The organism is Kribbella jiaozuonensis (assembly GCF_005233875.1).
Classification (GTDB): domain Bacteria; phylum Actinomycetota; class Actinomycetes; order Propionibacteriales; family Kribbellaceae; genus Kribbella; species Kribbella jiaozuonensis.
The window spans coordinates 200,990-214,367 of sequence record NZ_SZPZ01000004.1; the positions used below are offsets into that span (position 1 = coordinate 200,990).

Here is a 13,378-nt window from a genome sequence, read left to right on the forward strand (position 1 = left end):
GTCGGTGCGCTCGGAACAGCGGCTCCCTCAGACGATCGCAAAGGCTGATCATCGGGCGCTTGTTCTACACGTTTGCGTGGTGACGCGGACGTCTCGGCACGGCAGCATGGCAAAGGTTGGCGTCCCTTCGACGCACTGTCCGGTGGTCGAGCACCCGCACCAAGAGGAGACGGCATGACAGTCATGGCTGTGCACAGGTTCGAGCGCTTCTTCCGCGCCGCAGCGGGTCTGGACGTCGACAAGGACGACCTCAAGCGCTACAGCGACTTCGTCAGCGACAAACTCCACGACCTCTTGCTGATCGGACAAGGCACGGCGAAGGCGAACGGCCGAGACATCCTCCAACCGCGCGACCTGCCTGTCACCAAGGGTTTGCAGGAGAGTATTCACCTGTTCCGCGAGATCGACGAGGACATCGAAATGCAGCCGATCTTGGCGCAGCTGGCGAAATGGCCACCGCTCGACGTGACTCTCAGCGATGAAGCCGAATCCCGGTTGCCCGAAGTCGTGGGAGGGCTGAGCGTCGCGCTTGCTCGCACCATCAAGGTCATCGACCCTAAGGTGAAGAATCCGCAGACAGCGCATTGGGCAGACGCCTTCCGCATCTTCGGCCTTTTGCTGTAGCGGAACTCGTGCCGCACGCGCTCCAGGAACTGCTCCTTGTCAAAGGAGTCGCAGCCCCTCGCAACCCTCCGGCGTGCGTGATGCAACCGGACGGATCAGTGCCAGGTGCGGGTCCACCGCCTGTTCACGAGCCACCTAGCCGGTCAGTGCATCCTCCAGCCAATGCCTCAGTACGGCGGCCGGCGCGGCGCCGGCGTGCCGCCCGACCACCTGCCCGCCGCTCAACAGAATCAAGGTGGAATTCGCCTGGGTGTCGAACCGTCGCGACACTGCGGGCGCCTCGCCGGCGTTGACTTTCACCAGCTTCAGCTCACCGGCCTTCTCGATCGCCAACCTCTCGAGCACCGAGTTGACGAAACGCCAAGGTGAGCACCAGGGCACCCAGAGGTCCACCAGTACCGGCACGGTGGCGGTGTCGGCAAGCTGACCGAAGTCGCCGTCGCCTGCGTCCACAACCCATGGCAGCGGTAGCCGGCAGCCGGCGCAGCGCGGTGCGCCCTTTCCCGCCGGCGGGACATCGTTGCAGCGCTGGCACTTCGGACATGTGACGCGTTGCGCCGCGGCTGTCATCTCAGCTCCGTTCCGACCTAGCTCATGACCGCCTGCTCACCTCCGCCGTCGCGAGTGGCTGCGTCCGCGGAGCCCACTCACGTATCCTTGGCGACCTCGACGGTCAGGGCTTTGCCGGATAGGTGGCCTCTTCGCGAACGGTTCCATCTGTACGGCGGGCAAGCATCCCCCGAATGCGTAGTCGCACACCGTTGCCCCTGGAGACGTGCTCCTGGGCTGACTCACTCGTCGGCGAGTTTGCGCAGGAGGTCTGCCAGGTCGTTGTCCGCCAGGTCTGCAACGTCGGCCAGGCCGATGTTGGCGGCTTGCCGGCGCAGATCGGTCGGCCGGCGCTCGCCCGGGCGTTCGCCGAAGTGGTGCTCCCGGCTACGGATGAACGGCTCCGCGAGCTCAACCAGCTGATCCTCGGCGAGCCGATCGCGCAGGGCGGGCAGGACCTCGGTCTCCTCGCGCCGGAAGTGGTGGTCGGCCCTGTCGGCGAGGTCGGTCAGGATGCTGTCGAAGACCGCGTCGTCGGGGTCGGCGCGTCCCAGCCTGACCAGCAGGTCTTCGGTGCGGAGGTGTTCGCGCTGTCTACAGCCGACCCCCGCCGCACCACCGGCGTCGCGTGCCCGCGGGTAGACCACGTCCTCCTCGGCGCGGTCGTGCGCGACCAGCAGGGTGGACAACACTGGGCGCAGCATTGGCCGGCGGTGCCGGTACCGGTCAAGCTGGTCGAACAGCCGCGCAACCTCCCGATGGTCCTGCTTGACGAGATCGATCAGGTCTTTGATCATGCCCGTTCCTCCCTGCTGCGGGTGTCCGCCGACCTTGCCTGCCACAGGATGGAGTACTCGGCCATACCTCGGCGGTGAGGAAATCAATCCCGACTGTAGGAGCCGAGCAGTCGCGCGCGAATCACCAGATCAGGTGGTTTCGTACGGCCTAGACGACCGGCACTTCGCTCACGAGGTCCGGTACGTCCTTCGCCTCGCGGAGGAACACGCGGAGCCGGCCCGATTCGTTGGCGTCCTCTGCGAAGATCTGCAGCGCCGTGCCGACCGCGTCGTGGTCGTGGTCAAGCAGCTCCCGCCAGCCTTCCCACAGGACCAGCTCGCGCTCACCGGTCGACCTGTCGCTGAGGGAGTCGGCCAGGGCATCCCAGTTCCGTCCGAACCAGCGCGGCAGGTGGAAGGCCGTCGCACAGACGTCGAGGAAGCCGGGCTTGTCGTGTACGCCGGTCGTGTCGAGCAGGACGAAGTTCCAGCCGGCGGCCGTCACGTCGCGGCGCACCTGATCAATGCTCAGGTCGGAACGCCAGCGGTACACGCCGGGCCGCAGCCCCTTGCTCAGCAACGCACGCAGCTCAGTCATCCGTCGGTCCAGAGCGCATGTCCTGGCACTGTCAGCGCACCATGTAGAGACGGGGGCCGCTTGTCAGGTTGCCCGAGCAGCTCCGCCAGGTGCGACGAGCTCCAGCAGAGTTCGCCGGCATGCGCTGCGTGATCGAACCCTTGGCACTCGGCCGGCCGCCCGACCATGAACCGGAAGTGCACGGCGGGCCGCACCCGGCGGACGTTGTCCCGGAACCAGCTGGTCGATCCCGCCCAACCAACCCGCTCAGCGATCATCGTCGTCGGCATGTCGGCTGTCTTGGCAAGCAACTGCCGCACCGCCGGTTCGGACGGCATGAACGACGTCGGCACCGCCGCCTGCTCGTACTTCGGCGGCCGTCCGACGGCACAGCACGCGCCACCGTCGACCGCCCGACACCCAGTTCCCGCGCAACCTTCCGCTGCGGAACACCGTCCGCGACCAGCCGCCGGATCAGAGCCAGTCCCCCGAACCAATCTGTTTGTGTCGCCCCGGTTTCAAGCGTGGACGACTCGCTTCTCCAAAGCATTAGTGAGCTCCCTGAGCTGCTCGGCATGTGCCGCCACCTTCGTACGATCCTTCGCGCGCGTCGAGCGCAAGCTTCGGAAATGTGCGTCCGAGGTGCCGAGCCGGACGACCGAGCGCGAACAACTCCGGCGCGACACCGAGAACCCGCGCGACCGCGCGCACCACGTCGGGCGTGGCTTCGTGGCGCCGGATTCGTACTGACCAACGGCTGCCGCAGCCACACCTCCACCGTCTCCGCCAGATCCGCCCTCGTGAGCTCCGCAAAGAACGCGCGCCCGATCAGGCGGGCAGGATTGAACCCATCGGCGGTGGCGTCCAGGTTCCCACGGCCGACGCGACCGAACACAGTCAGCTCCCAACTGCCGGTGTCATCTTCAGTCATCTGCCGAGCTATCGGACGGTTGTTCGTTGATGGCGGGGAACTTTCGACGGCACATCCCCCGAGGTAAACGTCCGAGCCGGCGACATCGACACCGGCAGCGTTTGGCTGCAGACTCAGCAGGCTTTCACCGAGTACAGGCCATGCACAGACAGGATTCCGCGCCGGAACTGGCCGTAGACACTGGCAGATCGGTGACCCGAGGCATCCCGCGCGTCAACGCTGAGCGCTCGTCTCGCACGTGCCGGGCGATCTCATCGCGCAGCGTCGGCCTGTAAGCACCTAACATGTGCCCATCGCCGCAGTTAAGTAAATGCAGCGATATCCCCGACCACGCACCGCCACGCGCTCTCCTGCAAGATCAACGATCACGGTGCTCTACTGACGGGATCCGCGTCGAGATCGAGGCGTGTGGTTAAGGTGCGTGTCCGGCCTCGGACACTGAAACACTCGCTTCACCCCAACCAAGCGGCACTCCGGTGCCGCTCTTGTGGTTCTGGGACAGGTTGCCTGCAACAACCAAATTGCTGCCGACTACCCGCACACGGAATCAGTTGGCGGCGGAGAGTGCGGCTGCCTCCCGGAGGCGGTCGTCGAGCTCGGCGAAAGCGTCGACCATTTTGTCGAGGGCGACCGTGCCTCTCGTGGCAAGCAGGAGCGGTACGGCGCAGGGAGCGAAGTCGCCGAGCACCCTCAAGCGCGGTTCCTGGAAGTCGGGATCAGTGACGGCAGCAAGCAACTGGGCAAGAGCCTCTTCGCACTCGTCGCTGTGAGCCATCTGGATGGCCCAGCCCGTGAGGCCCTTGAGTGAGCTGTCAGCGGTTTCGAGCAAGGTGCGCTCAAGCACAGTGGTCGGACTCGCGGCCGCAGATCGTGCGCTCTCGATTTCCTCGAGCGCACTCCCGGAGTCTGTGAGGTCCGCCGCCAGCGTTTCGGCTACGTCCCAGCGGCCGGCGTCGGAAAGGACATCGACGACCTTCTTACGCTCTGGCTCATCCATCACCGAGGGCGGCCACGAAGCAAGATCGGCACTCGCCGAAGCTGATCCGGCGAGGCCTCGCCACACCGCGAGTGCGGCATCTCGGCGTACGTCCGGTCTCGTCTGCGCGTGGGCTACCTCGATGAGTGCGCGGGCATCCTCGTGGGCCCGCGGATGCTCCGCCTTCGCGAGCGCCGCCACCGCTTCCGCGGCTGACTGCGCAAGGTCCGGCAGCTCGGACGACGAGCCGCCCGTCAAGTCACGGAGCAACTGCACGAACTGCTGAATCCCCTCCGACGATTCGTCGGATCGCTCAGCCGTCTCCGGCAGTACGGCGATCAGTTGCCAGATCTCTTCCGCCGCTGCCGTGGAGTCGAATCTGGCAAGCGAGGCAGCCCAGGCCGCCCTGGCCACGAACGTCGCCTTGTGATCGTCGGCGTCCTCCGTCACAAGGGCGCCAACGGCTCTTACGCGTTCCTCCGCCTGCGGTGACGGCAGCCGCTCGAGCGCCCTGAGGTACCCGGGGACCGCCCTGGGCGTCGCGGCGACTCGTTCGGCCGCCAGGTCAAGAACGCGCTCCCCCTCGGTCTGGTCCAACGCCGACCATGTGACGCCAACGGACGCCAAGTCGGCGGCATCGGCTGTCACCGGAAGAGCGATCTCGGCAGCACGGCACAACTCTCGAGCTGCGTCTGGCGCCTTCTCCGACAGCAGGTTCGCGCAACTCACCGCGGCGCTGACCGCCTCGCTTCGGAACGTCTCGTCGCTCCAGCTGTCAAGGCGCTCCCGCACCGCTGCGGCCCAACGAACAAGTGGGGCATCGGGTCGGTCCAAGGAGGTCGCGATCATGTCGGCGTAGGTGTTCAGCTCGTTGGAAGGCCAGACAACTCGGTCCGCTAGCCACTCGGCGTCCCCGTCTTCGCCTTGATCAGCGTGGGCGATCGCGGCAAGTCGGACGACAAGGTCCGCGTCACCTTCGGGCAGAGTGGCCAGATACCCGTGCAGAGCGGTGCGTAAATAGCCGTTGGCAGCATCAGGGTCAACAGCCGCCAACTGTCGTGCGATGGAGGCGGCCAGCTCAGCTTGCTCCTCGTCCTTCAGCCTGCCCGCGGCGGCGACGAGCAGTGCCGCGGTATTGCGCTCTCGAACGTGCTGCGCGAGTTCCAGTGCCAGGCCACCGTCGAGCTGATCTGACGCGGCGGCAAGCGCGGCATCCCATTGACCTATGGACGCGTATCCGACCGCCACCTGCCATAGGCCAGCAGGTTCCAAGGCGCTTGTCACAGCTTGCTTGGCAAGCGGGATGCCGACGCGGTACAGCTCGGGCGCGACGTCGATCACGGCTCGTTTGGCCTCCAGCTCCCCCTCCCCAATCCTCGTGGCGAGCACGGCGATTGCGCCAGCGTCCCCAGCCGCAGCCAACGAGGCGAGTCCTTGCGGTCCGGCATCGAGCAGGATGTCCCGTGCCCAGGTGTCCACGGAATGCCAGCTGCGTAGCCATCGGCCAAGGAGGTCGTCCTCGACCGATGACGACGGTTCCGCTTGGATCGACGCGAGCCCAGCGCGAACGGCGGGCTCGAACGCGTCCGGTTCGACCAGACCGATCGCCGGAAGCACGACAAGCCGAGCGAGTATGGCGTCGCCCTCCGGATACAGCGACTCGGCCTCGCGCCTGACCGTCGACAGCAACTCCCCGGCGCGCGCCGCATCCTGGACCGCTGCTGCAGCCGCGGCCGCGGACGCCAGGCTGAGCACATGGCGGGTCGCGTTCGGCATCGCGTCGGCGACCGAGGCAAGCTGATCGATCAAGGCAGCCGCCTCGTCGGCGGTCGTCTTCCCCAGCACCACCACGAGTTCGTCCAGCCGCTCCAGCATCCAGGCGCTCGTTCGGACCCTCGGCAGCATCGCGATCGCCCGACTCAGCAACAGCACGGCATCCGGCCGGAAGAGTGGGTCAGGAACGTCCAGGAGAGCACCGGCGGCGGCGATCAACGGCTCGGCCGTCTGTCCACGGTAGTCGCCAAGCGCTTCACAGATCGCAAGTACCTGGCGAGCTCCGCCAAGGTGCGTCCACGCCACCAGCAAGTCGCTCGGCAGCGCCGCGATGAGATCGCGCACGGTCTCCCTGGCCGCGACCAGGGGGAACGCCAGCGATCGTCGGTCAGCGGCGGCGTCAGCCGAGGTCAGGCCGGCGGCGAGGTCGCCGAACTGGTCCACCAGCATCCGGTAGGAGCCGGTCTCGCGGAAGTGGCGCGCGATCCACCGGGCAGAAAGGAGCGCGTAGGCGTCATCGACCCGTCCCTCGTCGAGCAAGTGATGGAGGGCGTGCTCCAAGCCGTACTGCCGCTCGTGATCACTGCTCGCTGCGTCGGGCTCGCGGACGCAGAACTCGCTGAGCCGGTGCCGGTAGGTCCCGATCGCGTCAGCCATCGTCGTACGGACGAATTCCTCGATCCGATTGTGGGCCAGCCGATAGCCGTCGGCGTCGGTCCCCTCGATGTACCGCCGCGCGCTGTCGATAAGGATTGGCAGATCCGCACCGACGAGAGCGTCGTCGGGTGAGATCCGCGCGAGCTCGGCTCGACGCAGCGGCGCCCGGGCGACGGCGAGCGTCCCCATGAGATCCGCGAAACCTGCTCCGGGATTGTTCGCGCGCGCCTCGTTCCACCATTCGCGGAGGTACTGGAGGTGGTCGATCGACTGGCCGGCCAGCCGATCGAGCGCCGAGACACCCTCGTGCACGATGTCCTCGACAAGGTCGTGGACGAAGAACGGGTCGCCACCGGTCAGGGTCGCGACGCGCTCCACCAGCTGGTCGTCCTCGCCCACCGCGCTCTCGACGAGCTCGGCGATCTCCTGCCGGCTCAGGCGATCGAGGGGTATGACCGCGGTTGTGCCAGGGTCGAGCGACAGCCGGCTGACCCAGTCTGTGTCGGCAATCTCCCTGGCGGACAAGGCAACGTACACGTGGTCGGGCAACGAGCCGGGCCAGAGGCCCTCCGGCTTCCACGTTCCGATTGCCTCATCGAGGGCGTCGACAACCACGACGACATTCGTCGCTTCTGCCGGCTGAAAGCAGAGCAGATCCGCGACCAAGTGCCGTAGGTCGACGTCCAGCGCAGGCATCTCGCCGCCGAGTCGATGCACTGCCATCAGTTGCCGGGACAGGCTTCCCAGTACGTCGCGTGCGGTGAGGGCACCGTCGATCCGCGACGATATGAAATGAACCACCACCGTCTCGCCCTGATTGCGGAGGCGCAGGGCCCAATGGGCCAGTAGGGCGGTCTTGCCGTAGCCAGATTTGCCTGTGACCAGCACGTAGGTGCCGCGCGAATCGCCAAGGACGCTGTCGAGCCGCGCAAGCTCGTCGGCGCGGCCGGCGAACCGGCGGTGCATCGCGAGCAGCGGTTCGAAGTCGCGCCAGGGTTGCGGACGTTGCGGCCTCGCTCCTTCGCGCACCAGCCCGATGCCGTAGTTGTCGCGCAGAGCGTCGACGGCTGTGTCAGTGACCTGCGAACGGTTGGTCTTGAGAAGGTCAGGCCAGGTGGCGCCGAGCAGATCAAGCGGCAATACGTACGCCTGGTCCGATCCCTCGATGGCGCGGAACAGCCCGACCACTCGCCGGGCGTCGACATCGAAGACGGGACCTCCGCTGACGCCCTGTTCGAGCCCACCGGAGACAGCCAAGTTCGCGACGGTTCCCCCGTGGTACTGCGTCTGATCCTGCATCCAGGGCGGGCGCTCCGCCTCAGGTAGCGCCGCCAGCGCCGAGGGCAACGGTGGAACGGGCAGCTGCAGCTCCTGGCCGAGTGTGAGGCGCCCTGCGAACACCCGGCCCCGCGGTTGAGCCGCAAGTTCACTCGGCCGGAAACCGACACCGGCGGCGTCGACGTTGACGCGAAGTTCGCCTAGTTGCACTGGTGCCTGGTCGAGGCCAGGCACCTTTAGCACGGCGATATCGGCCTCCGGGTTCGACCGGGCGGCGTCGTAGACGACCGGCATTGGCTGCGTGGTCCCCTGCGGCGTCACGTAAATGGCCGGCAGCCCCCGAATGACGTGATGACACGTCAGGACCCAGCCTTCGGGCAGAACTGCGAAGCCACTCCCAGCCGTCCGACCGTCAGAACTCACTATCCGGCAAGTCGCATCAACTACATCAGCGAGGCTCGTCATCGTTCTCGCCCAGCCGCCACTGCGAACGGATGGTCACGCAGCCCTTGCCGGTTCCCTTCACGATGTAGACATTGCCTTCCAGGGAGACGTCAAGGGCGAATTCCACTTCTGCGCCGACGGGCCGGTCCTCGGGCTCGAGCGCCCGGAAACTGTCGATGATCCGCTTCGACAGCATGGCCACCGACCCCGCAAGCCGGTTGCCGATCTCGATGGCCCGCTCCGCCGCGTCCTCCGCACCCGCCGGAACGATCCGCGATTCCCCCGCAACCACCGCGCTGTCCGTCGTCTCGACGTATATGACCAGTCCCCCACCAAGATCCACCGGAGCCAATTGCGCCATACCGCTCCCCCCTCCAAGCCCCTCCAGTCGACCGTACCGGCAGCCTCAGCCCACGAACAGATGTGATCGACGCTGGTCCAGTCGGGGTTCACGGCCCGGCCGTGACGCGCTCAGAGCGGGCACGGCCGGGCGGCTGCGTCAGAGGATGGGCCGATAGATGTGGAGGGCGAGGTCCTCGCCGACGGGTCGGGTGTTGATCAGGCGTAGATCCGTGGCGTCGCTGGTGTCGGTGAAGAGTCGCGAGCCGGTGCCGACCACGACCGGGTAGGTCATCAGCCGCAGCTCGTTCACCAGGTTGTGCTCCCACAGCGTGTGCACGAGTCGACCGCTGCCGTACAGGACGATGTCGCCGTCGATCTGTTCCTTCAACTTCGCGACCTCCTCCGGTACGTCGCCCTTCAGGACGGTCACGTTGCCCCAATCCGGACCTTCGAGGGCTGACGACGACACGACGTACTTCGGCAGGGTCCGCAACCTGTCGGCCCACGCACCGGCACGCGACGTCGCCCAGCCACGCGCCAGAAACCACTCGTAACTGCGGCGCCCCATCAGCAGGGCCTCAGCTCCGAGCGCCTCGTTCAGCTCGACTTCGGCCCATACACCGCGGGTCGTGTCTCCGATCCGCGCAAACCAGTTGCCACGCCCGCCGTCGTCCTCGCCGGTCGGATCCTCGATCACTCCGTCGATCGAGATGTTCTCGCTGACGATCAGCTTTCCCATGGCAGTGCTCCTTCTGTCAGTGTTGTCGACTACCACTGGGACTGACGCCACGACGTACACAAAGGAGGCGCTCCTCCACCGCCCCTTTCGGCCTTCGGCCGACGTCTACACAGGTGATAGGAAGGTGGAGTTGATGGGAGCTGACCTGATCAGCCGAGCGCGGGCCGGAGACGCCGAGGCGTTCCGGGCGCTGTCCGAGCCGCACCGCCGCGAATTGCAGGTGCACTGCTACCGGATGCTCGGATCGTTCCACGACGCCGAGGACGCACTTCAGGACACCATGCTGTCCGCCTGGCGCGGCCTCGGAGGGTACGACGGCCGCGCGTCGATCCGCACCTGGCTGTACCGAATTGCCACGAACAGATGCCTCAGTACGCTGCGCTCAGCCGGCCGCCGGCCTGCGAAGGCCTGGGACATTCCCGGCGTCGAGCCGCCCGAACCCACCCGGCTCGGCGAAGTCGTCTGGCTCGAGCCGTTCCCCGACGTACTCCTCGAAGACGCGATGCACGTACCGCTCGGACCCGAGGCCCGCTACGAACAGACCGAATCGATCTCACTCGCCTTCGTCACCGCGCTGCAGCTCCTCCCACCCCGCCAGATCGCCGTACTGATCCTGCGCGACGTCCTCGGCTTTCACGCGAACGAAGTCGCCGAAATGCTCGACACCACCGTCGAATCGGTCAAGAGCGCCCTCAAACGAGCACGCGCCGGCGTACAGAGCCGACGAGCCGACCAGGAACCCCCTCCAGCCGCAGACTCACCCGCCGAGAACGCCCTCGTCACGAGCTTCGTCCAGGCCTGGGAGACCGCCGACATCGACGCCCTCGTCGCGCTCCTCACCGACGACGTCTTCATGTCCATGCCGCCTCTCCCCTTCGAGTACCAAGGCCGCGAAGTCGTCCGCCAGTTCTGCGCCACCCTCTTCGGCGCCGGTCGCAGATTCGACCTGATCCCAACCCGCGCCAACGGCCAACCGGCCTTCGGCGCCTACCTCCGGGCCCCGAACGGCACCCGCCACGGAACTGGCCTCTACGTCCTCACCCTCAACCGCGACCACATCACGGCCATGACCCGATTCGAGAACGACACCCTCCAACCCTTCGGCCTCCCCCGTTCCCTTCCGGGCCGATAGCACGGCAAATACGTCTCCGGCGTCCCTGTGCAACTCTCCCGACGGCATCGAGATCGAGCTGTTCAGTCCTTCGACGTGATCGCCTCGACGATTGTCGCGGCGTATTGGTCCGGGGCTTCCTCCCAGATGAAGTGGCCGGAGTCGACCGCCACTAGGCGGCTGTTGGGGAGGCGGGCATCGAGGAACTCCGCGTTGGACAGCGGTACGACGCGGTCGTGGCGGCCGTTGATCAGCGTGACCGGCGTGGTGAAACGGGTTCGTCAGCAGCACCGTCGTCCGGTGCGGTCCGCCGCTGTCGGCGTACCTGATCCGAACTCCGTCGACGGCGCGGTGCTGAGTGTTGGGGATGGTCATGGCCGACGTCCTTCCGGGTACGGCCTACGGGATGTGCGCTGAATCCACACTCGCCCAGATGGTCGAGGCCGCCTTCAGCCCGGCCTCAGCTTCGGCCAGCCGGTTCGCACGATCGCCCTCGGCCTGCGCGTGCATCACCTCGGCGAAGTCGGACACCCCGAACGAGCGCATCAGCAGAGTCGCGCTCGACATCAGGCTCCGCAGCTCATGAAACTCCGCGACCAGCATCTTGGCGGCCACATCGTGGGAAGGACGGTGACGGAGTACCTCAACCGCCTGCCGCAACGCCGCACCTGCCTCCTGCAGCGGCCCTTCCGCGCTCATCGACACCAGCCGCCTCCCTCTCCGTCGGCGTCACTCAGGGCTCCCGCAACCGCTGCTTGGCGTCCCGCTCGACGAGCGACGGCGCAAAATCCCGGATCGGCACGTCCTCGAACTCGGGCCGAGCCTCACTCACGACCTGAGACACCTTGTCCGCGTCATTCGGTGAGGAAAGCATCGACATCGTGAGCGAATTCCGAGTGCTGCTGGAACAGGAATCCCTGGGCGGCGTCGGGTTACAGCTTCAGGCGGGCCTGCCGCGCGACTTGACCTTGACGCGGCGTCAGCCCTGCATCCTGTGTGGCAGGCCGCTTCTCCCAGCTGACGGGAACGGCTCCACAAAGGAGACAGGTGATGACGACGTTGATCGAGAAGAGCCGGCAGAGCGTCGGTCCGGCGATCCGGGTGCGGTGCCTGGAGAAGTCGTACGGGAAGCTGGAGGTTCTGCGTGGCGTGGACTTCGAAGTGTCGCGTGGCAGCATCTTCGCGTTGCTCGGGTCCAACGGCGCGGGCAAGACCACCACTATCAAGATCCTCGCCACACTCCTGAAGGCCGACGCGGGGTCCGCGATGGTCAACGACTTCGACATCGCCACGCAGGCCGCGCAGGTGCGCGGTTCAATCAGCCTGACCGGACAGTTCGCCGCTGTCGACGAGATCCTCAGCGGCCGGGAGAACCTCGTGCTTGTGGCCAAGCTGCGGCACCTCGACGACCCGGTCGTGATCGCGGACGGCCTGCTGGATCGTTTCTCGCTGACCGAGGCGGCCACGCGCAGGGTGTCGACGTACTCCGGTGGCATGCGCCGCCGCTTGGACATCGCGATGAGCCTGATCGGGGATTCGCCGGTGATCTTCCTGGACGAGCCGACCGCCGGGCTCGACCCGGAGGCTCGCATCGAGGTGTGGCAGACAGTCAAGGAGCTCGCCGGCTCCGGTACGACGGTCCTGCTCACCACGCAGTACCTCGACGAGGCCGAGCAACTGGCCGACCAGATCGCGGTCCTGCACCAGGGCCGGATCATCGCCAACGGCACGCTCGCCGAGCTCAAACAGCTCTTCCCACCCGCGCAGGTCGAGTACGTCGAGAAGCAGCCGACGCTCGAGGAGATCTTCCTGGCCATCATCGGAGACCGTCGATGAGCACGTACTTCTTCACCGACACCACCGCCCTGACGGTGCGGACCCTGCGGCACATCACCCGCAGCCTCGACACCATCATCACGACTGTGCTCACCCCGGTCGCGCTGATGCTGATGTTCGTCTACGTGTTCGGCGGGGCGATCTCCACCGGGACGAAGTACATCAACTTCATGCTGCCCGGCATCCTGCTCATCACGATCGCTTCCGGCATCTCCTACACCGCGTTCCGCCTCTTCATGGACCTGAAGAGCGGGATCCTCGAGCGCTTCCAGTCCATGCCGATCGCCCGGTCCGGCCTACTGTGGGCCCACGTCGTCACCTCCATGGTCGCCAACCTGATCGCGCTGGTGATCGTCGTCGGCGTCGCTCTGCTCATGGGCTTCCGCTCGAGCGCCGGCGTACAGGCTTGGCTCGCGGTAACCGGCATCCTGCTCCTGTCGACGCTGGCGTTGACCTGGCTCGCCGTGATCCCCGGGCTCACCGCGGGATCGGTCGAGAGCGCGGGCGCGTTCGCCTACCCGCTCATCTTTCTGCCGTTCGTGAGCTCGGCGTTCGTGCCCACGCAGACCATGCCCGGCCCGGTGCGGTGGTTCGCCGAGCACCAGCCGGTCACATCGATCGTCAACACGATCCGTGCACTGTTCGCTCAGCAACCGGTCGGCAACGACATCTGGACTGCGCTGGCCTGGTGCGTCGGCGTACTTGTCGCGGCGTACCTGCTGGCGATGGTCGCCTATCGCCGGAAGTCCGCCTGAGGCAGGCTTG

General features: G+C 66.6%; 13 protein-coding genes and 1 pseudogene. 4 read left to right on the plus strand and 10 right to left on the minus strand.

Features of this window, described 5'->3' with window-relative positions:
* Positions 1–174 precede the first annotated feature (174 nt).
* Positions 175–624, plus strand: coding sequence for a DUF1931 family protein (locus tag FDA38_RS27040; RefSeq protein WP_137256951.1), 450 nt, complete (start codon positions 175–177; stop codon positions 622–624).
* A gap of 135 nt (positions 625–759) precedes the next feature.
* On the opposite strand, the gene FDA38_RS27045 is transcribed toward FDA38_RS27040, so the two are convergent.
* The 7 genes from FDA38_RS27045 to FDA38_RS27075 form a co-directional block, all read right to left on the minus strand.
* A complete protein-coding gene (locus FDA38_RS27045; RefSeq protein WP_137256952.1) occupies positions 760–1,194 on the minus strand; it encodes a thioredoxin family protein in 435 nt (144 codons plus the stop codon).
* A gap of 221 nt (positions 1,195–1,415) precedes the next feature.
* The gene (locus FDA38_RS27050) at positions 1,416–1,970 is read right to left on the minus strand and encodes a hemerythrin domain-containing protein (RefSeq protein ID WP_137256953.1); all 555 of its coding nucleotides are present in this window, start codon (positions 1,968–1,970) and stop codon (positions 1,416–1,418) included.
* Between the two features lie 148 nt (positions 1,971–2,118).
* Positions 2,119–2,547 carry a barstar family protein gene (locus FDA38_RS27055; protein WP_137256954.1) on the minus strand — a complete coding sequence of 143 codons (429 nt, stop codon included), beginning with the start codon at positions 2,545–2,547 and terminating at the stop codon, positions 2,119–2,121.
* The gene (locus tag FDA38_RS27060) at positions 2,544–2,879 is read right to left on the minus strand and encodes a hypothetical protein (protein WP_137256955.1); all 336 of its coding nucleotides are present in this window, start codon (positions 2,877–2,879) and stop codon (positions 2,544–2,546) included. The genes FDA38_RS27055 and FDA38_RS27060 overlap by 4 nt, the downstream gene beginning before the upstream one ends.
* 1,125 nt (positions 2,880–4,004) lie before the next feature.
* Positions 4,005–8,606 (minus strand): serine protease, encoded by a 4,602-nt coding sequence (locus FDA38_RS27065; RefSeq protein WP_137256956.1) that lies wholly within the window; start codon positions 8,604–8,606, stop codon positions 4,005–4,007.
* Positions 8,590–8,946 (minus strand): CU044_2847 family protein, encoded by a 357-nt coding sequence (locus FDA38_RS27070; RefSeq protein WP_137256957.1) that lies wholly within the window; start codon positions 8,944–8,946, stop codon positions 8,590–8,592. Before FDA38_RS27070 ends, FDA38_RS27065 begins: the two co-directional genes overlap by 17 nt.
* Positions 8,947–9,084: 138 nt before the next feature.
* On the minus strand, positions 9,085–9,666 hold the full coding sequence (locus tag FDA38_RS27075) for a dihydrofolate reductase family protein (protein ID WP_137256958.1): 582 nt from the start codon (positions 9,664–9,666) through the stop codon (positions 9,085–9,087).
* 133 nt (positions 9,667–9,799) lie between these two features.
* On the opposite strand from FDA38_RS27075, the gene FDA38_RS27080 reads away from it, so the two are divergent.
* Complete coding sequence (locus FDA38_RS27080; protein WP_202877846.1) at positions 9,800–10,798, plus strand: sigma-70 family RNA polymerase sigma factor; 999 nt, start codon at positions 9,800–9,802, stop codon at positions 10,796–10,798.
* Between the two features lie 62 nt (positions 10,799–10,860).
* On the opposite strand, the pseudogene FDA38_RS43465 reads toward FDA38_RS27080, so the two are convergent.
* The 3 genes and pseudogenes from FDA38_RS43465 to FDA38_RS43705 all read right to left on the minus strand — a co-directional run.
* Positions 10,861–11,040 (minus strand): annotated as a pseudogene (locus tag FDA38_RS43465) (alpha/beta fold hydrolase); the annotation flags it as partial.
* A 136-nt stretch (positions 11,041–11,176) separates the two neighbouring features.
* Positions 11,177–11,482, minus strand: a complete 306-nt coding sequence (locus FDA38_RS27090; RefSeq protein ID WP_137256960.1) for a hypothetical protein — start codon at positions 11,480–11,482, stop codon at positions 11,177–11,179.
* 28 nt (positions 11,483–11,510) lie between these two features.
* Positions 11,511–11,657, minus strand: a complete 147-nt coding sequence (locus FDA38_RS43705; RefSeq protein WP_407657409.1) for a three-helix bundle dimerization domain-containing protein — start codon at positions 11,655–11,657, stop codon at positions 11,511–11,513.
* Between the two features lie 170 nt (positions 11,658–11,827).
* On the opposite strand from FDA38_RS43705, the gene FDA38_RS27095 reads away from it, so the two are divergent.
* On the plus strand, positions 11,828–12,613 hold the full coding sequence (locus FDA38_RS27095) for an ABC transporter ATP-binding protein (protein WP_137256961.1): 786 nt from the start codon (positions 11,828–11,830) through the stop codon (positions 12,611–12,613).
* Positions 12,610–13,368 (plus strand): ABC transporter permease, encoded by a 759-nt coding sequence (locus tag FDA38_RS27100; protein ID WP_137256962.1) that lies wholly within the window; start codon positions 12,610–12,612, stop codon positions 13,366–13,368. The genes FDA38_RS27095 and FDA38_RS27100 overlap by 4 nt, the downstream gene beginning before the upstream one ends.
* Positions 13,369–13,378 lie beyond the last annotated feature (10 nt).

Bases quoted from the DNA above. Each gene is read 5' to 3' on its own strand.
- FDA38_RS27040 (WP_137256951.1), top strand. From the start codon at position 175: ATGACAGTCATGGCTGTGCACAGGTTCGAGCGCTTCTTCCGCGCCGCA.
- FDA38_RS27045 (WP_137256952.1), bottom strand. From the start codon at position 1,194: ATGACAGCCGCGGCGCAACGCGTCACATGTCCGAAGTGCCAGCGCTGC.
- FDA38_RS27050 (WP_137256953.1), bottom strand. From the start codon at position 1,970: ATGATCAAAGACCTGATCGATCTCGTCAAGCAGGACCATCGGGAGGTT.
- FDA38_RS27055 (WP_137256954.1), bottom strand. From the start codon at position 2,547: ATGACTGAGCTGCGTGCGTTGCTGAGCAAGGGGCTGCGGCCCGGCGTG.
- FDA38_RS27065 (WP_137256956.1), bottom strand. From the start codon at position 8,606: ATGACGAGCCTCGCTGATGTAGTTGATGCGACTTGCCGGATAGTGAGT.
- FDA38_RS27070 (WP_137256957.1), bottom strand. From the start codon at position 8,946: ATGGCGCAATTGGCTCCGGTGGATCTTGGTGGGGGACTGGTCATATAC.
- FDA38_RS27075 (WP_137256958.1), bottom strand. From the start codon at position 9,666: ATGGGAAAGCTGATCGTCAGCGAGAACATCTCGATCGACGGAGTGATC.
- FDA38_RS27080 (WP_202877846.1), top strand. From the start codon at position 9,800: ATGGGAGCTGACCTGATCAGCCGAGCGCGGGCCGGAGACGCCGAGGCG.
- FDA38_RS43705 (WP_407657409.1), bottom strand. From the start codon at position 11,657: ATGTCGATGCTTTCCTCACCGAATGACGCGGACAAGGTGTCTCAGGTC.
- FDA38_RS27095 (WP_137256961.1), top strand. From the start codon at position 11,828: ATGACGACGTTGATCGAGAAGAGCCGGCAGAGCGTCGGTCCGGCGATC.
- FDA38_RS27100 (WP_137256962.1), top strand. From the start codon at position 12,610: ATGAGCACGTACTTCTTCACCGACACCACCGCCCTGACGGTGCGGACC.